This is a genomic window from Curtobacterium sp. C2H10, from assembly GCF_025407985.1.
Lineage (GTDB): Bacteria > Actinomycetota > Actinomycetes > Actinomycetales > Microbacteriaceae > Curtobacterium.
Genome location: NZ_JABXGF010000018.1, coordinates 37,016 through 57,300 on the forward strand (window position 1 = coordinate 37,016; position 20,285 = coordinate 57,300).

Sequence of the window (20,285 nt, forward strand, 5' to 3'; positions counted from 1 at the left end):
GGCCATCCTACCGTCGGTCGACGAGGGCACCGTCGACGCTGAGTGCGGCCTCACGCCGCTCTTCTTCCTCACGCTCCCAGGCGTCCTTCACGAACCGGTACCAGAGGAAGACGGCGAACCCGGCGAACACGACCCACTCGATCGCGTAGAACAGGTTGAGCCAGTCGAACTGGACCTCGCGCGAGGGCGCCCGGTCGGCGATCGTGCCGAGGTCGGCCGCCTTCGCCGTGGTGCCGTCGGCGACGACGTACCCGAGGTACATCCGGTCGTCGAACGCCTTCCACGTGTTCACGAACCGGGCCGGCGCGACCGCCGAGTACTCGCCCTTGTCGTAGGTGTCCTGGTCGGGCGACTCGGCCGGGTAGTAGCGCCCCTCGACCGTGAGCCGCGTGCCGTCCGCCAGACGGTCACCACCGGCGACGGCGGCGGACCGCTGGTCGGACCACCCGATCACCACCGGGAGGCTCGCCCCGCTCGTGTCGTCCACCAGGTGTCCGACGGTCTGGTACGTCCCGCCACCGGTCCGGCCGGTCAGGACGGTGGTGTCACCGGCGACGAACGTCCCCGTGACCGTCACCTTCTGCCCGGCCATCTTCTCGGTCGCGGGCTGCATCGGCCCGGTCACGGCGTCGAGGCTCTTCCGGTTCTCGGTCGTCGCGGGGAGGGGGGTGCCGTTGGCGATGCTCCGCTCGAGCTGCCACTTGCCCAGCCCGGCGAACACCGCCGCGAGCACGAGCGCCAGCAACAGCAGCGCGATCCACCTCGGTCGTCGGGCTACGGCCCACATCTGTATCAGTACTCCGGATCGCGCTGGCGGACCGGGCGCTCGGGGCGCTCGGCGGGGGTCTCGACCGACGACGTCCGGGGCTCGGACACCGTCTCCGGAGACTCATTCTCCCGCTCTTGGCTGCCAGCGGCCTCCACCAGGGCGAACTCCTCGGCGAACTGGCGGTCCCGCTCCGCCCGACGAGCGGCAGCGGCGGCGTCCGACTCGGCCTCTGCCGCCTCGGCCGCGGCAGCCGCTGCGACCGCTCGACGGCCGCCGAGACGCGTCCGCAGGCGTGCCAGACGGGCCGGGCGGATCACGAGGCGACCGATGCGGTCCGAGTTGACCGCGAGCAACGGCCCGAGGATCGCCATGACGAGGACGTACAGACCCGCGAAGGCGGTGATGCGGGCTTCGAGCCCGGCAGCGGCCGAGAGCGTCGCGAGGATCAGCGCGAACTCGCCGCGGTTCACCAGGATGACGGCGGTGTTGATCCCCTGCTGGATGTTGAAGCCGTTCATGCGCGCGACGAGCTGTCCCGCGATGGCGTTCAGCGCGACGGTCATGCCGATCGCACCGAGCACCGGCCAGAGCACCTCGCCGAAGGTCGACAGGTCGAGCCCGAGCCCGAAGTTCACGAAGAAGAACGCCGCGAACACGTCGCGCATCGGCAGGGCGAGCTGCTCGATGCGGTCGCGGTAGCGCGTGGCGCCGCAGAGCAGGCCGATCACGAACGCCCCGATCGCGTCCGTGACACCGAGCAGGTCGCCGATGCCGCCGAACATGACCGCGAGGCCGAAGAACAGCACGGTGAACAGCTCGTCGTCACGGGTCGCGAAGATCCGGGACACCCACTTGCCGGCGAACCGGGCCAGCGTGAACATCACGACGAGGAACCCGAACGCGAGCGCGAGCTTGCCGACGACACCCCACACGTTCGTGTCGCCGGAGAGGACCACCGAGACGATCGCGAGGTAGATCGCGATGAAGACGTCCTCGATCACGGTGACGCCGAGGATCATCGGGGTCTCGTCGTTCGCCAGGCGACGGAGCTCGATGAGGAGCTTCGTCACGATCGCGCTCGACGAGGTCGCCGTCATGCCGGCGATGATGAGGGCTTCGCGGGTGCCCCACCCGAGCGAGAACCCGAAGGCGAACCCGACGCCCATGTTGATGGCGACGTACGTGCCACCGGACACCAGGAGCTTGCCGGCGTTGCCGTAGAACTCTTCCTGGTCGAACTCCAACCCGAGGTTGAACAGCAGCAGGATGAGCCCGAACGTCGCGATCAGCTCGATCGTGTGCGACTCGACGTTCAGCCCGATCCACGGGGTGTGGGGACTCGCGATGAGCCCCACGACCATGTAGATCGGGATCGCGGGCAGCCCGATCGTCTTGCCGAGTCGTCCGAGGACGTAGGCGATGATGAAGAGGATGCCGATGGTGAGGAGCTCACCACCCAGGTGCACGGGCTAGCTCCTCGGCGGGGCCTCGGCCGCAGCGGCCGCAAGCTCTCCGCTGCGGTAGAACGAGAACGCCTTCGCGACCTTCTCGGGTGCACCGGCGACGACGATGGTGTCGCCCGGGAACACGACGAAGTCGGACGACGGGGCCGGGTTGGCGCTGTCACCACGGACGACCGCCACGACGGTCAGGCCGATGAAGCCCGAGTCGTGCAGGTCGCCGAGGGGCTTGCCGGCGATGGCGTCGTCGTAGTCGACCGAGAACCAGTCGATGCTGAGGCCCGGGATCTCGTCGAGCTTGTCGAGACCCTCGGTGATGCGCGTGCCGCCGAGGAGCTCGGCGAGCGTGTGCGCCTCGTCCTCACTGAGGCGCAGCGACACCTTCTCCGATTTGTCGGCGCCGTCCGAGACGTCGGCGAAGGAGATGAGGTCGGAGTGACCCGACCGGTGCGTGATGACACCGCACTTGCCACCGTCGTCGGTGTAGAAGCTGTGCAGCACGCCGACTCCGGGGAGTTTGACGCGATGGACGTCGACCATGATGGCTCCCTTTTCGAGTACCCCGATGATAACCACCGCGATGGTCCGTCCATTCCGTTCCGCTACAGTCCGGTGGACGGGGACGACAGGGGGAACGCTGTGGACGAGCAGGACAGGACCAACCGGCTGGTGGCCGGCACCGGGATCGCGGTGGTGGCACTCTACGCCGCACTGCTCGCCGTCCAGGCACTCGTGCTCGATCCGCTCGCCGCGGTGCCGGGCGCCGCGCTCGGCGCGATCCACGCGGAACTCGAGCGCCAGGGCTTCGCGGTCGGCACCGACATCGCCGTCGTCGTCGGGATCGCCGTCGTCGGCGTCGCCCTGGCGATCGGCCTCGGCACCTCGCTCGTCGTCACCCGTGCACGGCCGTACGTCACCGCCGCGGTCCTGCTCGGGGTGGTCGCGCTCGGCGGTCCGATGAGCTGGTGGAGCGGCTTCTGGCTCGGCATGGACGTCGCCGACGCGTACGGCGTCGGCGGTGGAGCGCACACCGCCTGGGCCGGTGTCCTCCTCGTCACCAGCGCGATCGCGCTGGCCGCGATCCCGTTCGTCCTCGTGATCGGCCAGGCGATCAGTGCTCGCCGGACCACGCACCGGTCGCGCGCTGCCTGACGGAGCCGACCCGCGCCTCCAGGCAGTCGAGAGCCAGGAGACACGGGGCGCGTCCTACTCGGGCTCGCTCGTCTTCTCGCCGACCACCTGCTCGTCGGACGCCTTGGCGCCCTCCGCGCCGCTCGACCGGCCACCGCCGACCACCACGTCGTCCTCGTCGAAGCCGAACGCGATGTCCGGCGCCTCGAGCCGCACGCGGTCCGCCGAGGCGTCGTCGGGCTGCAGCTGCGACTCGCGTTCCGCGGCGACGCGCTTGAGGTAGTTCGAGACCTCGTTCTCGGTGGTCTCCTGGTCCCAGCCGAGCACGTCCGCCATGAGCTTCGCGGCGACGGGGGCCGCCGACTCACCGCGGTCCCACGCCTCGATCGAGATGCGGGTGCGGCGGGCGAGGACGTCCTCGAGGTGCAGGGCGCCCTCGTGCGAGGCCGCGTAGACGACCTCGGCGCCGATGTAGTCGTCGGCACCGGGGAGCGGCTCGGCGAGGGACGGGTCCTGCTTCACGAGCCGGAGCACCTCGGTCGCGAGCGTGCCGTAGCGGTTGAGCAGGTGCTCGATGCGGACCTTGTGCACGCCGAAGCTCCGCGCCGTGCGGCCGCGTCGGTTCCAGGCGGCGGGGTAGCCCTCGGCACCGAGCAGTGGGATGTCCTCGGTGGTCGAGCCCGGGATCTTCCCGTCCATCGCCGCGACGGCCTCGTCGATGGCGTCCTTGCCCATCACGCGGTACGTGGTCCACTTGCCGCCGGCGACGACCACGAGCCCGGGGACCGTGTGCGCGACGACGTGCTCGCGGCTGAGCTTCGACGTCTGGTCCGACTCCCCCGCGAGCAGCGGCCGGAGTCCGGCGTACACGCCCTCGACGTCCTCACGCGTGAGGGGGACCGCGAGGACCTTGTTCACGTGCTCGAGGATGTAGTCGATGTCCGCCGCGGTCGCCGCCGGGTGCGCCTTGTCGAGGTACCAGTCGGTGTCCGTCGTGCCGACCAGCCAGTGCCGGCCCCACGGGATCACGAAGAGCACGCTCTTCTCGGTGCGGAGGATCATGCCCGTGTTCGACTGGAAGCGGTCGCGCGGGATGACCAGGTGCACGCCCTTCGACGCCCGCACCTTGAACTGCCCGCGGGTGCCGACCATCGCCTGGGTGTCGTCGGTCCAGACGCCCGTCGCGTTGACGACCTGCTTCGCCCGGATGTCGAACTTCTCGCCCGTCTGGATGTCGTGCGCGTGCGCGCCCACGACCCGCTCCCCGACCTTGATGAAGCCCTCGATGCGGACGCGGCTCGCGGCGTGTGCCCCGTACGACGCAGCGGTGCGGACGAGCGAGGCCACGTAGCGCGCGTCGTCGACCTGGGCGTCGTAGTACGTCATGCCGCCGACGAAGGCGTCCTTCTTGAGGCCGGGCATGTTCTTGAGGACCTGGCTCCGGCTGAGGTGCCGGTGGTGCGGCACCCCCGGCGGCCGACCACCGGACCAGCTGAAGACGTCGTACATCGCCATGCCGATGCCGATGTAGAAGCGCTCCCACACGCGGTGGTTGAGCGGGTAGAGGAAGCGGACGGGCTTCACGAGGTGCGGGGCGATGCGCTGCAGCAGGAGGCCGCGTTCGATCAGTGCCTCGCGGACGAGCGCGAAGTTCAGCTGCTCGAGGTAGCGGATGCCGCCGTGGACGAGCTTCGACGAGCGGCTCGAGGTCCCCGAGCCCCAGTCGCGGGCCTCGACGATGCCGACGCTGAGGCCACGGGTGACGGCGTCGAGTGCGCTGCCGCCACCGACGATGCCACCGCCGACGACCAGGACGTCGAGCTCCTTGGTCTTCAGGGTCTCGATGGCGGCCGCGCGTTCATCGGGGCCGAGCTTCGCCGACGGGTCGAACCCCACCCCCGGGGCGGCGGTGTCGGGCCGGGCGGGCCGGGTCGCGCTGGACGTGCTCGTGCTGGTCTTCGCCATCGTCGCCTCCGTGTCACGGTGACGCCGGGCGTCACCCGCGCCGGAATGCGGGTGCCACCGTCAGTTCCGGTGGTACGGCGCCACGACCACTTCTACTCGCTGGAACTCCTTGACGTCGGAGTATCCGGTGGTGGCCATCGATCGACGCAGGGCGCCGACGATGTTCGCGCGGCCGTCCCACGTCGGGGTGGGGCCGTTCAGGACGTTCTCGAGCGGGGCGATCGTGCCGACCTCGACCCGGCGGCCGCGCGGCAGCTCCGGGTGGTGCGCCTCGGCACCCCAGTGGAACCCACCGCCGGGGGCCTCGGTCGCGCGGGCCAGCGCGGTGCCGAGCATCACGGCGTCGGCGCCCATCGCGATGGCCTTGACGACGTCGCCGGCGGTGTCGAGCCCGCCGTCGGCGATGACGTGCACGTAGCGGCCACCGGACTCGTCCATGTAGTCACGGCGAGCGCCCGCGATGTCCGCGACGGCCGTGGCCATCGGGGCGTGGATGCCGAGGGCGGCCCGCGTGGTCGATGCCGCGCCGCCGCCGAAGCCGACGAGCACGCCAGCGGCACCGGTGCGCATGAGGTGCAGTGCCGCCGTGTAGGTCGAGGCGCCGCCCACGATCACCGGGACGTCGAGCTCGTAGATGAACTTCTTGAGGTTGAGCGGCTCGGTGTTCTGCGAGACGTGCTCGGCCGAGACCGTCGTGCCGCGGATGACGAACAGGTCGACACCGGCGTCGACGACGGTCTGCGAGAACTCCTGCGTGCGCTGGGGGCTGAGCGACCCGGCGACCGGGACGCCGGCGGCGCGGATCTCGGCCAGGCGCGCGGTGATCAGCTCGGCCTTGACCGGCTCGGAGTAGATCTCCTGCATGCGCTTCGTGACGTTGCCGTCGGTGAGCGCCTTGATCTCGTCGAAGTAGGGCGTCGGGTCCTCGTAGCGGGTCCAGAGGCCTTCGAGGTCGAGGACGCCGAGCATGCCGAGCCGGCCCATCTGGATGACCGTCGCGGGCGAGGCGACCGAGTCCATCGGGGCCGAGAGGATCGGCGACTCGAACGTGAACGCGTCGATCGACCACTGCACGCTCACGTCACGCGGGTCACGCGTGCGCCGCGAGGGGACCACCGCGATGTCGTCGAACGCGTACGCCCGACGTCCGCGCTTGCCAGCACCGATCTCGACTTCACTCACCCGGCAAGCCTAGCGGTCGTGTCCCCCGGGTGACACGGGCGCGACGGGCAGGGCGCGCGGCGGAGGTCAGCGCGTCCGGCGTGCGCGGCGCCTGCGGAGCGTCCGCAGGACGAGCCCGAGCAGCAGCGCCAGCACCACCAGCACGCCGACCAGGGCCGCGGCGACCTTCACGAGCAGCGCCGCCCCGACGAAGAGCACGGCGAACACCAGCCACACGAGGGCGTCGAGCACGAGGGGGCCGGGAGTCCGCACGCGACCGACGATAGCGACCCGGCGGGGGCGGGTCGCGCCTCCTGGCCGACGACGCGCCGTCCCGGCGACGTGGGCCGCGTACCGGTCCGCATGAGGAGCGGGGCCGTGCGGCGCTGAGCGTCCACGCACGACCCCACTCGGTGCGGGTACCGCCCCCACAGCGGCACCCACGGTCGACACCGCTCGCTCAGCGCGCGGAGTCGACGTCCTTGGCGAGCGTCCCCAGGTACAGCTCGATGACCTTCGGGTCGTCGGCGAGCTCCTTCCCGGTGCCCGAGTACGCGTTCTTCCCCTGGTCGAGCACGTACCCACGATCGCAGATCTGCAGACAGCGTCGCGCGTTCTGCTCCACCATGACGATCGACACACCGGCCTTGTTGATCCGGCGTGTGCGGATGAACGTCTCGTCCTGGCGCACCGGCGACAGCCCCGCGGAGGGTTCGTCGAGCAGCAGCACCTTCGGGTCCATCATGAGTGCCCGGGCCATCGCGACGGACTGCCGCTCACCGCCGGACAGCGATCCGGCGCGCTGGCCCTTCCGCTGGCCGAGGACGGGGAACAGGTCGTAGATGACCTCGAGCCGCTCGGCGAACTTCCGGGGTCGCAGGTACAGGCCCATCTGCAGGTTCTCCTCGATCGAGAGCGAGGGGAAGACGTTGTTCGTCTGCGGGACGAAGCCCACGCCGGCCTGCACGAGCTTGTTCGCCTTGAGGTTGGTGATGTCCTCGCCCTGCAGGGTGACGGAGCCCTCGCGGATGGACACGAGGCCGAACAGGGCCTTGAGGAGCGTCGACTTGCCGGCGCCGTTCGGCCCGATGATGCCGATGAGCTCGCCCGGGTAGCAGTCGAGGTCGCAGCCGTTCAGGATGTTCACCCCCGGCAGGTAGCCGGCGACGAGGTTCTTCGCGCTGAGCACGGGCTCGCGTTCCAGCGTGGCCGCCGGGGCGGCGGTCGCCGGCGACGGACTGGAGGCGCTGCTCGCGTTCGTGGGCTCGCTTGCGTCGGTCATCGGGTCGCCTCCTGCTCGTCTTCTTCCGCTACTTCCTCGGCGAGTTCCTCGTAGGTCTCCTCGTTGAGGAGCGAGTCGTCACCGAGGTCGGTGTCGTGGTGCGCACCGAGGTACGCGTCGATGACCGCACGGTCGTCCATCACCGTGTCGGCCGGCCCCTCGGCGACGACCTTGCCCTCGGCCATCACGACGACCCAGTCCGAGATGTGCCGGACCATGTGCATGTCGTGCTCGACGAAGAGCACGGTCATGCCGTCGTCGCGCAGGGACTGGATGTGCCCGAGTAGCGACTGGGTCAGCGCCGGGTTCACGCCGGCCATCGGCTCGTCGAGCATGATCATCGTCGGGTCGGACATGAGCGCCCGGGCCATCTCGAGGAGCTTGCGCTGCCCGCCGGACAGCGAACCCGCGTAGTCGTCGGCCTTCGTGTCGAGCTTGAAGCGGGCGAGGAGGTCCTCGGCCTTCGCCGTGATCTCGCGCTCCCGCTTCCGCCAGAGCGCGGGGACGAGGCCGACGAAGAAGTTCTCGCCGGGCTGGTCGCGGGCGCCGAGGAGCATGTTCTGCATCACGGTGAGGCGGCTGAGCGCCTTCGTGAGCTGGAACGTGCGGACCATGCCCTTGTTCGCGATGTGGGTGGCGCTGGTCTTCTGCAGCGTGTTGCCGTCGAACCGGGTCGTCGCGCCGGGGCTCGGCTTGTCGAACCCGGTGAGCAGGTTGAAGAACGTCGTCTTGCCGGCGCCGTTCGGGCCGATGAGGGCGGTGATCGAGCCGCGCTGGACCTCGAGGTGGTCGACGTCGACCGCGGTCATGCCGCCGAAGCGACGGGTGACGTCGTCGACGACCAGGATCGGGTCGTTCTTGGGGTGGGCGTACGACTCAGACACTGAACGTCAACTCCTTCTTGTTGCCCAGGAGGCCCTGTGGACGGAACACGATGAGGAGCATGAGCGCGACGCCGACGAGCACGTAGGAGAACTGCTCGGCCTGCTGGGCGTTCATGATCGAGTTCGGGATGAAGTCACCGGCGAGGGTGCGGATCGCGAGTCGGACGACGAAGAAGAGCACGGCGCCGAGCACCGGTCCGAACACCGTCGCCGCACCGCCGAGGATGAGCGCCGTCCAGATGAAGAACGTCATCGAGCGACCCATCGCGTCCGGTTGCACCGAACTCGGCAGGACGTAGATGATCCCGGCCAGGGCCCCGAGCGCACCGCCGAACACGAGCGCCTGCATCTTGTACGAGTAGACGTTCTTGCCGAGGGAGCGGACGGCGTCCTCGTCCTCGCGGATGGCCTTCACGACACGGCCCCACGGGCTGCGCATGAGCAGGAACAGCACGAGCGTGAACAGGGCGACGAGCCCCCACGCCGCGATCCGGATCCACCAGCCGTTGACGCCGTTGTTCGAGTACGTGAACCACAGGATCGTGGTGGTGCCGTCGGGGAGCGGGCTGAGCGCGTTGAACGGGTCGCGGTAGCTCGACCCGGTGATGCCGTTCGAGCCGCCGGTCGTCGTGGTGAGCAGGCTCGACCGTCCCACCATGCGGATGATCTCGGCGCCGGAGATCGTCACGATCGCCAGGTAGTCGCCGCGGAGCCGCAGGGTCGGGATGCCGAGGATGATCGCGAACACGATCGACACGAGCAACGCGACCAGGACGGCCATCACGAACGGCAGTCCGTTGGTGATCGAGATCGCGAAGCCGTAGGCGCCGAGCAGCAGGAACGCCGCCTGGCCCATGTTGACCAGGCCGGTGAGTCCGAAGTGGACGTTGAGGCCGATCGCGGCGAGCGCGAACGCCGCCGTGGTCGGGGCGAGTGCTTCCTGGGTGAGGGAGGACAGCAGGTTGAGGATGTAGTCCATGGCGGCGCTCCTTAGCCGATCCGCTCGGCGCGGCCGAAGATGCCCTGCGGCCGGAACAGCAGGATGAGGATGAGGATCACGAGGGCGGTGGCGTACTTGAAGTCACCGGGCAGCACGAGGTTCGTGAGCTCCACGACGACGCCGATGATCATCGAGCCGACGAGTGCGCCGTAGGCGGTCCCGAGGCCACCGAGCGTGACCGAGGCGAACATGAGCAGCAGCAGCTGCAGGCCGGTCTGCCAGTTCACGCCGTTGAGCACGAGGCCGAGCATCACACCGGAGAGCCCCGCGAGGCCGGCGGCGAGCGTCCACACGAACCGGATCACCCGGTCGACGTCGATGCCGGACGCGCTGGCCAGTGCCGGGTTGTCCGACACCGCACGGGTCGCACGGCCGAAGCGCGTCTTCGCGAGGAACAGACCGGTCGCGACGAGGACGACGAGCGCGATGCCCATCGCCACGTACGACTGCACCGTGAGCGTGACCCCGGCGAACCGGACCGTCTCGGGGTTGCCCTGCTGGATGCGGACGGTCGAGGCGCCGAAGAAGTACTGGAACGCGTACTGCGCGGCGATCGACAACCCGATCGTCACGATCATGAGCTGCGTCAGGCTGATGCGCTTGCGCCGCAACGGCCGCCAGATGCCGGCGTCCTGCAGGTACCCGGTCGCCGCGCACAGCAGCGTGACCACCACCCCCGTCAGCCAGATGTTCCACCCGAGCTGGTTCGCGAAGAGGTAGGCGAGCAACCCGCCGAGGGTGACCTGCTCACCGTGCGAGAAGCTCGACAGGCCGGTCGTGCCGTAGATGAGCGAGAGGCCCACCGACGCCAGCGCGATGAGGAGCCCGAGTCGGATGCCGGACGCGAACTGCTGCCAGGCGCGCTGGGGCGTGACGCTCGTGGCGTCGTCGTTCGTGACGACGCCCTGCTGGTCGGACAGCTGGAAGATCTGCCCGACGTTCGCGTTGAGGCTCGCCGACACGGTGCGCTTCGCGTCCGCCGCGTTCGTCAGGTACTGGCCCTTGGGCAGCGTGTCCTGGTCGACGCTCACGGTGTAGCTGCCCGCCTCGGTCACGCTCACCGACCAGCGCCCGGCGTCGGACGTCGTCGCGGTCTGCGCGAAGCCAGCCGGCCCGGCGACGTCGACGTCGACGCCCGGGACCGGTTCGCGGTCCGAGTCGGTGATCGTGCCCTGGATGCAGCCGTTCGTCGGGCTGACCGTGCACGGCTGGGTGCTGGCGGGTGCGGTGCTCGCGGACGCCGATGCGCTCGCGGTCGGGGCCGAGGTGGCGCCGATCGCCGGCAGCGTCACCGCCCAGTCGATCAGGAAGGTCGCCAGGAACGCGAGCACGAGGACGGCCATGATGACCGGTCGCTTTCGTCCAGGGCGGAGGCGGAACCTGCGCAGCAGTGCAGGTCCCGGCGGAGTGATGGATCCCACGGAAGAGCCTCTCGTTCGGATGACGAGGACGCTAGGGGGATTGTGTGACACCCGTGTTTCCATCACGTTCCCTGTGTGATTCGTGCCGCAACTGTGACGTTGTGGAGGAAGGTCGGACGGAGGTCCCGGGACGGGGCCGCACCGCGCCTCCTGGCTGCTCACGGGTGTCCACGGGGCGGAATGCGGAAGAGCGCCTGCGCGTTACCATGGTCTATCCGGAACCCGCCGCAGCGTTCCCGGTGTCTCGACCACTTCACCTCGCCCACGAAGGGGACCCATGGACCAGCCGGATCCGTTCGGATTCATCGGACTCACGTACGACGACGTCATGCTCCTGCCGGGGTACACCGACGTCATCCCGAGCGAGGCGTCGACCGCGTCCCGGCTCACCAAGCGCATCACGGTCAACGTCCCGCTGCTCTCCGCGGCGATGGACACCGTGACCGAGGCCCGCATGGCGATCGCCATGGCCCGACAGGGCGGCATCGGGATCCTGCACCGCAACATGTCGATCGCCGACCAGGCGGCCGCGGTCGACAAGGTCAAGCGCAGCGAGTCGGGCATGATCACCAACCCGGTGACCACCAGCCCGGACGCCACCGTGGCCGAGGTCGACGCGCTCTGCGGACAGTTCCGCGTCTCCGGCCTGCCGGTGGTCGAGGGTGACGGCACCCTCGTCGGCATCATCACCAACCGCGACATGCGGTTCGTGGCGCCGTTCGAGCAGCAGACCACGCTCGTGCGCGACGTCATGACGAAGGCCCCGCTCATCACGGCTCCGGTCGGCATCGACCCGGACGACGCCGTCGCGATCTTCGCCGAGCACAAGATCGAGAAGCTCCCCCTCGTCGACGAGGACGGCAAGCTCCGCGGTCTCATCACCGTCAAGGACTTCGACAAGAGCGAGAAGTACCCGGACGCCACGAAGGACGACGCCGGACGCCTGCGGGTCGGTGCCGCGATCGGCTTCTTCGGCGACGCCTGGGAGCGCGCGACCGCGCTGCGCGAGGCCGGCGTGGACGTCCTCGTCGTCGACACCGCCAACGGCCACAGCGCCGGCGTGCTCGACATGGTCCGCCGTCTCAAGGCCGACCCGGCGTTCGCCGCGGTGGACGTCATCGGCGGGCAGGCCGCCACGCGCGAGGGCGCCCAGGCGCTCATCGACGCGGGCGTCGACGCCGTCAAGGTCGGCGTCGGCCCGGGATCGATCTGCACGACGCGCGTCGTCGCTGGTGTCGGCGTCCCGCAGGTCACCGCCGTGTACGAGGCCTCCCTCGCCGCGCGTGAGGCCGGTGTGCCGGTCATCGCCGACGGCGGGCTGCAGTACTCGGGCGACATCGCGAAGGCCCTCGTGGCCGGTGCCGACACCGTGATGCTCGGCTCGCTCCTCGCCGGCACCGACGAGTCGCCCGGTGACCTGGTGTTCGTCAACGGCAAGCAGTTCAAGGCCTACCGCGGGATGGGCTCCCTCGGCGCCCTGCAGACCCGCGGCAAGAAGACCTCGTACTCGAAGGACCGCTACTTCCAGGCCGACGTCCCCTCGGACGACAAGCTCGTGCCGGAGGGCATCGAGGGCCAGGTCCCGTACCGCGGCTCGGTGGCGAACGTCGTCTACCAGCTCGTCGGCGGCCTGCGGCAGTCGATGTTCTACGTCGGCGGCCGGACCGTCCCGGAGCTCAAGGCCCGCGGCAAGTTCGTCCGGATCACCCCGGCCGGGCTCAAGGAGTCGCACCCGCACGACGTGCAGATGGTCGTCGAGGCGCCGAACTACAGCCGCTGAACCGACCAGCATCCTCGAACGCCCCTGCTCCCGGACGGAGCGGGGGCGTTCGTCGTCGGTCGGCAGTAGGGTCGCGGCATGGTCAGCGCCGTGTCCCACACCTCGATCGACTGCCGTGACGCCTACACGCTCTCCGAGTGGTGGAAGCAGGTCCTCGGCTACGTCGACGTCGCCGACGACCCGAACGCGCCCGGGCACGAGGAGTGCATGATCGTCGCTCCCGACGGGTCGCACCACGTGCTCTTCATCGAGGTGCCGGAAGCGAAGGCCGTGAAGAACCGCATCCACTTCGACCTGCGGCCGACCGACCGGACCCGCGACGAAGAAGTCGTCCGGCTGCGGGGCATCGGCGCGCTCGAACTGGCCGACCGACGCACGGCGACCGGCGGCTGGGTGGTGTTCGCCGATCCCGAGGGGAACGAGTTCTGCGTCCTCCGGTCCCAGGCCGAGCTCGACGCCTGACCCCGGCCAGTCCCCACCCGGGTGGCCGGCGTCCCTGTCCGGACTGCGCGGGTCCGGTCGACCGCGCCCGGGCCATGGGCTCGAGACCCGCGGGTTTCCGCAGACCTCGCGTCACGGCTGGGTAACGAAACACTTTGCGTACCGCCCCGTCACGCGGCTGAAACACCGTGACCCTACGTTCTCTCACATCCCCAGCGGGACCTGAGGTTCCGCGCAGAGAAAGGGCTCCACGGATGATCAGAACCACCCGTGCCACCACGGCACTGGCAGTGGCAGGAGCGGCGGCGCTCCTCCTCGCCGCCTGTTCCACCACCAGCGGCGGCACCTCACCGTCCTCCTCCGCGTCGGGAGGCGCGAAGAAGGACCCCGCCGCGAGCTGCAAGGCCCCCGACACCCCGGGCACCGACGCGCTGAAGATCGGCACGATCCTCCCGCTCACCGGTTCGCTCGCTTACCTGAACCCGCCCGCGGAGTCCGGTGTGGGACTCGCGGTGCAGGACATCAACGCGGCCGGCGGTGTGCTCGACAAGGACGTCACCATCGACCCCGCCACCGACTCCGGTGACAGCAACGACATGACGGTGTCGAGCTCCGCGGCGACGAAGCTCGTGAACGCGAAGGTGCCGGTCGCGATCGGCGCCGAGTCCTCCAGCGTCACGCTCAACGTCATCGACCAGCTCACGAGCAACTGCATCGTGGAGATCTCCCCCGCGAACACCGCCTCGGACCTGTCCGGCTACTCGTCGTACTACTACCGGACCGCTCCGCCGGACTCGGTGCAGGGTTCGGCGCTCGGCCAGCTCGTCACGGGTGACGGCAACGCCAAGGTCGCGTTCCTCGTCTTCAACGACACCTACGGCACCGGCCTCCGCAACACCGTGCAGAAGGCGATCGAGGACTCGGGCGGATCCGTCGTCTACGGCGGCAAGGGCAAGGGCCAGGAGTTCCCGCCCGGCCAGACGACCTTCTCCTCCGAGGTGACCGCGGCACTCGCCACGAAGCCGGACGCCATCGTGGTCCTGGCCTTCGACGAGACGAAGTCGATCATCCCGGAGCTGAAGTCGCAGGACGCCGACATGTCGAAGATCTACATGTCCGACGGCAACACCGCCGACTACTCGAAGGACTTCGACAAGGGCACGCTCACCGGCGCGCAGGGCACCATCCCCGGTGCCTCGCCGAAGGACGAGTTCAAGGCCCAGCTCTCCGCCTACTACAAGAAGTCGTCGGGCAAGGACCTCGCCGACTACTCGTACGCGGCTGAGTCGTACGACGCCACCGTCCTCGCCGCCCTGGCCGCGGTGAAGGGCAAGGGCACGGACTCCGGCACCATCCAGGCCAACATGGCCGCGGTGTCCGGTGCCGACGGCGGCACGGAGTGCTCGACGTTCAAGGACTGCGTCGCCCTGCTCGACAAGGGTGAGGACATCCACTACACGGGTCCGTCGGGCATCGGTCCGTTCGACGACAACAACGACCCGTCGAGCGCCTACATCGGCATCTACAAGTTCGACGGCGACAACAAGCCCGTCTACCAGAGCGCGATCCAGGGCTCGGTCAAGAAGTAGTCGGCAGCACCGGATCGACAGCGCCTCGCGGCCCGGCCGCGAGGCGCTGTCGCGTGCGGTGGTGGCGCCGCCGCCGGCCGGCCGAGACTCGGCTGCGCGGACAGTTCCGTGGCGGACACGGCGCGAAACTGTCCGCCGGGCCGAGACTCGGGGCCCGACGGGCGGGCCGGCAGGCAGGCCGGCAGGCGGACAGGACACGGGCCCTGGAGGCGCGGCTCGGCCCCGTCAGACCGGCTCGGCCGCGGTGGGCGCCACCGCCCGGCGCCGCGATGCCCGAGCGGCCAGGAACGAGTCGGCCGTCAGGATGACCAGGGCGAGCCACACGATCCCGAAGCCGAACCACCGGGCACCCGACATCGGCTCGTGCTGCACGACCACCCCGACGAGCAGCTGCATCACCGGCGCGAGGTACTGCGTCAGCCCGAGCGTCGACAGGCTCACCCGACGGGCGGACGACGCGAACAGCAGCAGCGGCACGGCCGTCGCGGGCCCGGTCAGCACCGTCACGAGGACGTGCACCCAGCCCTCGCTCGTGAACGTCACCCCGCCGCCGAGGCCGGTCGTGCCGAGCACCACGAGGGCGACCACGGCGATCGGCAGCAGCCACACGGTCTCGATCGTCAGGCCGCTCAGGGCGTCCACCGTGCCACCGACCCGCTTCTTCACGAGCCCGTACAGGCCGAACGAGAACGCCAGCACGAGGGAGATCCACGGCATCTGTCCGTAGCCCACCGCGATCACGACGACGGCCACGATGCTGATGCCGACGGCGGTCCACTGCAGCGGACGCAGGCGTTCGCGGAGCACCACGACACCGAGCGCGATCGTCACGAGCGGGTTGATGAAGTACCCGAGCGCCGCCTCGACCGTGTGGCCCGTGGTCGTCGCCGCGACGTACACGGTCCAGTTCACCAGGATGAGCACGGCCGCGAGGCCCATCACGAGCATCACCCGACGCTGGGCCATCAGGGTGCGGGTCCGGAGCCAGGAGCGAGTGACGGCGATCGCGATCGCGCAGAACACCAGCCCGAAGACGATCCGCCAGGCGACGATCTCGAACGCGTCGGCGGGGGCCATCGCCGCGAAGAGCAGCGGCATGAGTCCCCACAGCCCGTACGCGATGATCGCCTGCACGACGCCGACGGATGCCTCGCTGCGGGCCGGGCGCGCCGGGGACGGTTCACTCACGGAACCATCCTAGGAACGGGCACCGACGGTGCGGGGTCGAGCCGCGCCTCCTGGACCCGCCGACCCGGCGCGGAACGCGAGAACGCCCCGCCCGGCTGGAGCCGAACGGGGCGTTCTCGATGTGTACTGGACTCAGTGCACGATGACCGCGAGGACATCGCGCGCCGAGAGGACGAGGAGGTCCTCGCCCGAGTACTTGACCTCGGTGCCGCCGTACTTCGAGTAGATGACCTTGTCACCCACGGCGACGTCCAGCGGGACGCGGTTGCCGTTGTCGTCGATACGACCCGGGCCCACGGCGACGACCTCGCCCTCCTGGGGCTTCTCCTTCGCGGTGTCCGGGATGACCAGACCGGAAGCGGTGGTCTGCTCCGCCTCGACCTGGCGGATGACGATGCGATCCTCGAGCGGCTTGATGCTGACGGCCACGGTGACCTCTTCTTTCTCGGTACTGACTCGGTACAGATGAAAACCGTGTTGGCACTACGCACAGGAGAGTGCCAACCGCCCCAACTCTAGGGCGTCGTTGGCACTCGGTCAATCCGAGTGCCAACGTCCGACCGGGCTCTCGGCGACCTGGGAGGATCGTCGGGTGGAAGCCGCCGATCTCGCCCAGTTGCTGACCCCCGAGGGGATAGCCCTGCTCGACCGTACCCCGGCCGTGTCCGACGGTGGTGAGATCGTCCGGGTCGTCTCACGACTGCGCTCCGAAGGACACGATCCGGGCCTCGTCGCGGCGGTCCTGACGCAGGCGAGGCTCCGGCAGAAGGCCCGTGGGAAGTTCGGGGACTTCGCCTCCCGCATGCTCTTCACCGAGGCCGGCCTCGAGCAGGCGACCCGGCTGCAGGTCGCCGCCCAGCACGCCGGACGCTTCGCCGCCGCTGGGCTCACCCGGGTCGCCGACCTCGGGTGCGGCATCGGCGGGGACGCGATGGCGATGGCGGCGCTCGACCTCGAGGTCACCGCCGTCGACCGTGACGAGGCCACCGCGGCCGTCGCGACGCACAACCTGTCGCTCTGGGACTCCGCACGGGTGGAGCTCGGCGACGCCGCTTCGTTCGACCTGTCCCGCGTCGACGGGGTCTGGATGGACCCGGCGCGCCGGACCTCCGGCCACGCGAACACGAAGCGCCTCGCCGACCCGGACGACTGGTCCCCGTCGCTCGACACCGTGTTCGCCGCCGCCACGACGACCCCGACGGGTGTGAAGCTCGGGCCGGGCGTCGACCGCGACCTCATCCCGGACCCCGCCGAGGCGCAGTGGACCTCCGTGGACCGCGAGGTCGTCGAGCTCGCCCTCTGGTTCGGCCTCCTCGCCCGTCCCGGTGTCCGCCGTGCCGCGACCGTCATCGGGGCGCACGGGATCGCCGAGCTCACGGGCGACGCCGACGCCGCGGACGTCGAGGTCGGCGCGCTCGGCGCGTACCTGTACGAGCCCGACGGAGCGGTCATCCGTGCGCGGCTCATCGGCGACCTCGCCCGGTCGTTCGACGGCCGGATGCTGTCCGACGGCATCGCGTACGTCACCTCGGACCGGGCCGTCACGACACCGTTCGCGCAGGGCTTCCGGGTGCTCGACACGATGCCGCTCGACGTGAAGCAGCTCGCCGCGCGACTCGCGGCGGACGACATCGGGACCGTCGAGATCAAGAAGCGCGGGGTCGACGTGGACCCGGCGCAGTTCCGGAAGCGGTTGCGGTTGCGCGGACGGGGGCGCGTCACGCTCGTGCTCACCCGTCTGGAGGGACGGCACGCCGCGATCCTGTGCGAGCGGCTGGGAGACGTGGCCGGGTAGGCATCGCACTCAGTAGCGACTTTTCGATATGTGACATCCTGAATGCTGTCCGCTCCGAAAGGTTCAGCATGAAGCACTCCCCCTCACCCATGTCCCGGTGCCTCCTCGTCGTCGGCACGTCCGGTCTGGCGCTCCTCGCGCCACTCGCGCTGTCGGTCCCTGCAGTCGCCGTCGCACCCGCCACCGTACTGGCGGTCTCGGATGCGCCCCGCGCCGCACTCACCGTCGACACCACCACCTACCGTGCCGGCGACACCGTCACCGTGACGGGTACCGCAGCGCCGGGTGCGCGCGTCGGTGTCCTGTTCGGCGATCGAGACCTCGTCCGGAAGAGTGCCGCCGCCGACGGCCGCTGGACCATCACCAGCGAGCGCGCCGTGCTGAGCACGGCCGGTCTCTCGATCACTGTGACCGCCGGGACCGGGAACGACGCCGAGACCGTGACCCGTACCCTTGCCCACGACACCAGCGAACGGCCGCTCACGGTCGACACCACCAGTTACCGCGTGGGCGACCTCGTCACCGTGAAGGGCACCGCATCGCCGCGCGCGCTCATCGCGGTCGTCTTTGGCGGCAAGGACTCCGAGACCGGCCGTGCCGACGACCGTGGCAACTGGAGCATCACCAGTCTGCGGCCGGCCACCGCCACCAATGGACTCTCCCTCGAGGTCAGCACCGGTATCGGCGAGACCGCGCGCACCATCGAGCGCACGCTCACCGTCGACACCAGTGAGCGCCACCTGACGGTCGACACGGACAAGTACCGCGTCGATGACCTTGTCACCGTCAGCGGCACCGCCGAACCCGGAGCGTTCGTCCACGTCCGGTTCCGCTCCAACGACACGGTCGACAGCCGCGCCGACGACGACGGCAACTGGCGCATCACCAGCATGTACGCGGCCACGGCGACCGACGGGCTCACCCTCCAGGTCAGCACCGGCGCCGGCGCCAGCCTGCGTACGATCGAGCACACCCTCGCCCGAGACACCAGCGAACGGCCGCTCACGGTCGACACCACGAAGTACCGCGTCGGGGACCTCGTCACCGCCACCGGCACGGCCGAACCCCGAGCGTTCATCGCCGTCAGCTTCGGACGCGTCAACAACTCCGACACCGCACGCGCCGACGACGACGGCAAGTGGAGCATCACGAGCCCGAAGTCCGTCACCGAGACCGACGGCATCACCCTCACCGTCAGCACCGGTACCGGCGACTCCACACGCACCATCGAACGCGCCCTCACCGTCGACACCAGCGAACGCCACCTGACGGTCGACACCACGAAGTACCGCGTCGGGGACCTCGTCACCGCCACCGGCACCGCCGAACCGCGCGCGTTCATCGCCGTCAGCTTCGGACGCGTCAACAACTCGGAGACCGGCCGCGCAGACGACGACGGCAAGTGGAGCATCACGAGCCTGAAGAACGTCACCGAAACCGAGGGCATCACCCTCACCGTCAGCAGCGGCACCGGCAGCAGCACACGCACCATCGAACGCGCCCTCACCGTCGACACCAGTGAACGTCACCTCACCGTCGACACCACCGACTACGCGCCGGGTCACCTTGTGACCGTTTCCGGCACCGCCGAACCCCACGCGTTCGTCGGCGTGGAGTTCGGTCCCCGCAACTTCTTGGACGGACGCGCGGACGCCGACGGTGACTGGAGGATCACCAGCCCGAAGGGCGTCACCGTCACGGGTGGGCTCCAGATCCGGGTCCACACGGGTTCCGGGTCGACCGCCCGCACCGTCGAGCGCACGCTCACCGACGCCACCGAGACCGACGTGCGCGTGACGTCGCCGAAGCAGTACCTGAGCGGCACACCGCTCCGTGTCGAGGGGACCGCACGCCCCGGCGCGACGGTGAGGATCTCGGCTCAGGACGCGGTGATCAACATCCCGCTGGGCGGAGCGGTCGTCGCGTCCCCGACCGGACAGTTCTCGTTCACCTCGAAGCGATCGGTGGCGTTGTCGGACGGAGACCCGAAGCTGTCCGTGACCGTGCAGCAGGACGCCGACGCAGCGACCGTGCACGAGTTCCGATCACTGCAGGAAGGCGTGGAGTACGTTCCGACGCGCCTGACCTCCGACAAGACGTTCTTCAAGGGCGAGGGCGCTCGCCTCGTCGGCACGGCGTCCCCGTACACGTCGTTGAGCGTTCGAGTGGACGACGGGGCCCAGGAGTTCGTCCGCGCCGACGCCAACGGAGCGTTCGATCACACCACGCGCAAGCTCCCCGGGGAGTCCTACCGGATCACGATCCACCAGCTGTTCGGTGACGAGGACAAGACGACCCACGAGTTCACGGCGCGGGACGGTGCGACCGAGCCCGCGCTCCGGCTCACGTCCCCCACCGAGTACACCAAGGGACAGAAGATCACCGTCACCGGCAAGAACACCCCCGGCAAGACCGTCCA

The 20,285-nt window shown here is 69.7% G+C and carries 18 protein-coding genes; 6 read left to right on the plus strand and 12 right to left on the minus strand.

Going from position 1 to position 20,285, the window contains the following annotated elements:
* Nucleotides 1-7: 7 nt before the first annotated feature.
* Genes HWD93_RS08960 through HWD93_RS08970 form a run of 3 tightly spaced genes read right to left on the minus strand, consistent with a single transcriptional unit; the run spans nucleotide 8 to nucleotide 2,769 of the window.
* The gene (locus HWD93_RS08960) at nucleotides 8-787 is read right to left on the minus strand and encodes an SURF1 family cytochrome oxidase biogenesis protein (protein WP_071294786.1); all 780 of its coding nucleotides are present in this window, start codon (nucleotides 785-787) and stop codon (nucleotides 8-10) included.
* 5 nt (nucleotides 788-792) lie between these two features.
* The gene (locus HWD93_RS08965; protein ID WP_071294787.1) at nucleotides 793-2,235 is read right to left on the minus strand and encodes a cation:proton antiporter; all 1,443 of its coding nucleotides are present in this window, start codon (nucleotides 2,233-2,235) and stop codon (nucleotides 793-795) included.
* A gap of 3 nt (nucleotides 2,236-2,238) precedes the next feature.
* Nucleotides 2,239-2,769 carry a cation:proton antiporter regulatory subunit gene (locus HWD93_RS08970; RefSeq protein ID WP_022906983.1) on the minus strand — a complete coding sequence of 177 codons (531 nt, stop codon included), beginning with the start codon at nucleotides 2,767-2,769 and terminating at the stop codon, nucleotides 2,239-2,241.
* Nucleotides 2,770-2,868: 99 nt separating this feature from the next.
* Between HWD93_RS08970 and HWD93_RS08975 the strand changes: the two genes are divergently transcribed.
* A complete protein-coding gene (locus tag HWD93_RS08975; RefSeq protein ID WP_261646620.1) occupies nucleotides 2,869-3,381 on the plus strand; it encodes a hypothetical protein in 513 nt (170 codons plus the stop codon).
* Between the two features lie 54 nt (nucleotides 3,382-3,435).
* Here HWD93_RS08975 and HWD93_RS08980 read toward each other — a convergent pair whose 3' ends face one another.
* The 7 genes from HWD93_RS08980 to HWD93_RS09010 all read right to left on the minus strand — a co-directional run bounded on the left by HWD93_RS08980 (nucleotide 3,436) and on the right by HWD93_RS09010 (nucleotide 10,995).
* Nucleotides 3,436-5,325 carry a glycerol-3-phosphate dehydrogenase/oxidase gene (locus HWD93_RS08980; RefSeq protein WP_261646621.1) on the minus strand — a complete coding sequence of 630 codons (1,890 nt, stop codon included), beginning with the start codon at nucleotides 5,323-5,325 and terminating at the stop codon, nucleotides 3,436-3,438.
* Nucleotides 5,326-5,385: 60 nt separating this feature from the next.
* Complete coding sequence (locus tag HWD93_RS08985; RefSeq protein WP_071294790.1) at nucleotides 5,386-6,507, minus strand: GuaB3 family IMP dehydrogenase-related protein; 1,122 nt, start codon at nucleotides 6,505-6,507, stop codon at nucleotides 5,386-5,388.
* Nucleotides 6,508-6,573: 66 nt separating this feature from the next.
* The gene (locus HWD93_RS08990; protein WP_139199221.1) at nucleotides 6,574-6,759 is read right to left on the minus strand and encodes a hypothetical protein; all 186 of its coding nucleotides are present in this window, start codon (nucleotides 6,757-6,759) and stop codon (nucleotides 6,574-6,576) included.
* Between the two features lie 187 nt (nucleotides 6,760-6,946).
* Nucleotides 6,947-7,768 carry an ABC transporter ATP-binding protein gene (locus HWD93_RS08995; protein ID WP_070417715.1) on the minus strand — a complete coding sequence of 274 codons (822 nt, stop codon included), beginning with the start codon at nucleotides 7,766-7,768 and terminating at the stop codon, nucleotides 6,947-6,949.
* A complete protein-coding gene (locus HWD93_RS09000) occupies nucleotides 7,765-8,652 on the minus strand; it encodes an ABC transporter ATP-binding protein (RefSeq protein ID WP_070417714.1) in 888 nt (295 codons plus the stop codon). Before HWD93_RS09000 ends, HWD93_RS08995 begins: the two co-directional genes overlap by 4 nt.
* On the minus strand, nucleotides 8,645-9,631 hold the full coding sequence (locus HWD93_RS09005; protein WP_070417713.1) for a branched-chain amino acid ABC transporter permease: 987 nt from the start codon (nucleotides 9,629-9,631) through the stop codon (nucleotides 8,645-8,647). Before HWD93_RS09005 ends, HWD93_RS09000 begins: the two co-directional genes overlap by 8 nt.
* Nucleotides 9,632-9,642: 11 nt before the next feature.
* Nucleotides 9,643-10,995: a branched-chain amino acid ABC transporter permease gene (locus tag HWD93_RS09010; RefSeq protein ID WP_261646622.1), complete on the minus strand. Its 1,353-nt coding sequence runs from the start codon at nucleotides 10,993-10,995 to the stop codon at nucleotides 9,643-9,645.
* Between the two features lie 355 nt (nucleotides 10,996-11,350).
* On the opposite strand from HWD93_RS09010, the gene guaB reads away from it, so the two are divergent.
* From guaB to HWD93_RS09025, 3 genes are all read left to right on the plus strand, one after another.
* Nucleotides 11,351-12,853, plus strand: coding sequence for an IMP dehydrogenase (guaB, locus tag HWD93_RS09015; protein ID WP_070417711.1), 1,503 nt, complete (start codon nucleotides 11,351-11,353; stop codon nucleotides 12,851-12,853).
* A gap of 78 nt (nucleotides 12,854-12,931) precedes the next feature.
* Nucleotides 12,932-13,315: a VOC family protein gene (locus tag HWD93_RS09020; RefSeq protein WP_261646623.1), complete on the plus strand. Its 384-nt coding sequence runs from the start codon at nucleotides 12,932-12,934 to the stop codon at nucleotides 13,313-13,315.
* A 233-nt stretch (nucleotides 13,316-13,548) separates the two neighbouring features.
* The gene (locus HWD93_RS09025) at nucleotides 13,549-14,883 is read left to right on the plus strand and encodes an ABC transporter substrate-binding protein (protein ID WP_071294794.1); all 1,335 of its coding nucleotides are present in this window, start codon (nucleotides 13,549-13,551) and stop codon (nucleotides 14,881-14,883) included.
* A 225-nt stretch (nucleotides 14,884-15,108) separates the two neighbouring features.
* Here HWD93_RS09025 and rarD read toward each other — a convergent pair whose 3' ends face one another.
* On the minus strand, nucleotides 15,109-16,071 hold the full coding sequence (gene rarD / locus HWD93_RS09030) for an EamA family transporter RarD (protein WP_261646624.1): 963 nt from the start codon (nucleotides 16,069-16,071) through the stop codon (nucleotides 15,109-15,111).
* Between the two features lie 132 nt (nucleotides 16,072-16,203).
* Nucleotides 16,204-16,500: a co-chaperone GroES gene (groES, locus tag HWD93_RS09035; RefSeq protein WP_017885484.1), complete on the minus strand. Its 297-nt coding sequence runs from the start codon at nucleotides 16,498-16,500 to the stop codon at nucleotides 16,204-16,206.
* Nucleotides 16,501-16,663: 163 nt separating this feature from the next.
* On the opposite strand from groES, the gene HWD93_RS09040 reads away from it, so the two are divergent.
* Together HWD93_RS09040 and HWD93_RS09045 are read left to right on the plus strand one after the other, a co-directional pair.
* A complete protein-coding gene (locus HWD93_RS09040) occupies nucleotides 16,664-17,866 on the plus strand; it encodes a class I SAM-dependent methyltransferase (RefSeq protein WP_261646625.1) in 1,203 nt (400 codons plus the stop codon).
* A 68-nt stretch (nucleotides 17,867-17,934) separates the two neighbouring features.
* Nucleotides 17,935-20,285: hypothetical protein (locus HWD93_RS09045; RefSeq protein WP_261646626.1), on the plus strand; the 2,351-nt coding region annotated here is incomplete at its 3' end.

Coding starts and splice junctions, on each gene's coding strand:
- HWD93_RS08960 (WP_071294786.1), bottom strand. CDS start 787: ATGTGGGCCGTAGCCCGACGACCGAGGTGGATCGCGCTGCTGTTGCTG.
- HWD93_RS08970 (WP_022906983.1), bottom strand. CDS start 2,769: ATGGTCGACGTCCATCGCGTCAAACTCCCCGGAGTCGGCGTGCTGCAC.
- HWD93_RS08980 (WP_261646621.1), bottom strand. CDS start 5,325: ATGGCGAAGACCAGCACGAGCACGTCCAGCGCGACCCGGCCCGCCCGG.
- HWD93_RS08995 (WP_070417715.1), bottom strand. CDS start 7,768: ATGACCGACGCAAGCGAGCCCACGAACGCGAGCAGCGCCTCCAGTCCG.
- HWD93_RS09005 (WP_070417713.1), bottom strand. CDS start 9,631: ATGGACTACATCCTCAACCTGCTGTCCTCCCTCACCCAGGAAGCACTC.
- HWD93_RS09010 (WP_261646622.1), bottom strand. CDS start 10,995: ATGGCCGTCCTCGTGCTCGCGTTCCTGGCGACCTTCCTGATCGACTGG.
- guaB (WP_070417711.1), top strand. CDS start 11,351: ATGGACCAGCCGGATCCGTTCGGATTCATCGGACTCACGTACGACGAC.
- HWD93_RS09020 (WP_261646623.1), top strand. CDS start 12,932: ATGGTCAGCGCCGTGTCCCACACCTCGATCGACTGCCGTGACGCCTAC.
- HWD93_RS09025 (WP_071294794.1), top strand. CDS start 13,549: ATGATCAGAACCACCCGTGCCACCACGGCACTGGCAGTGGCAGGAGCG.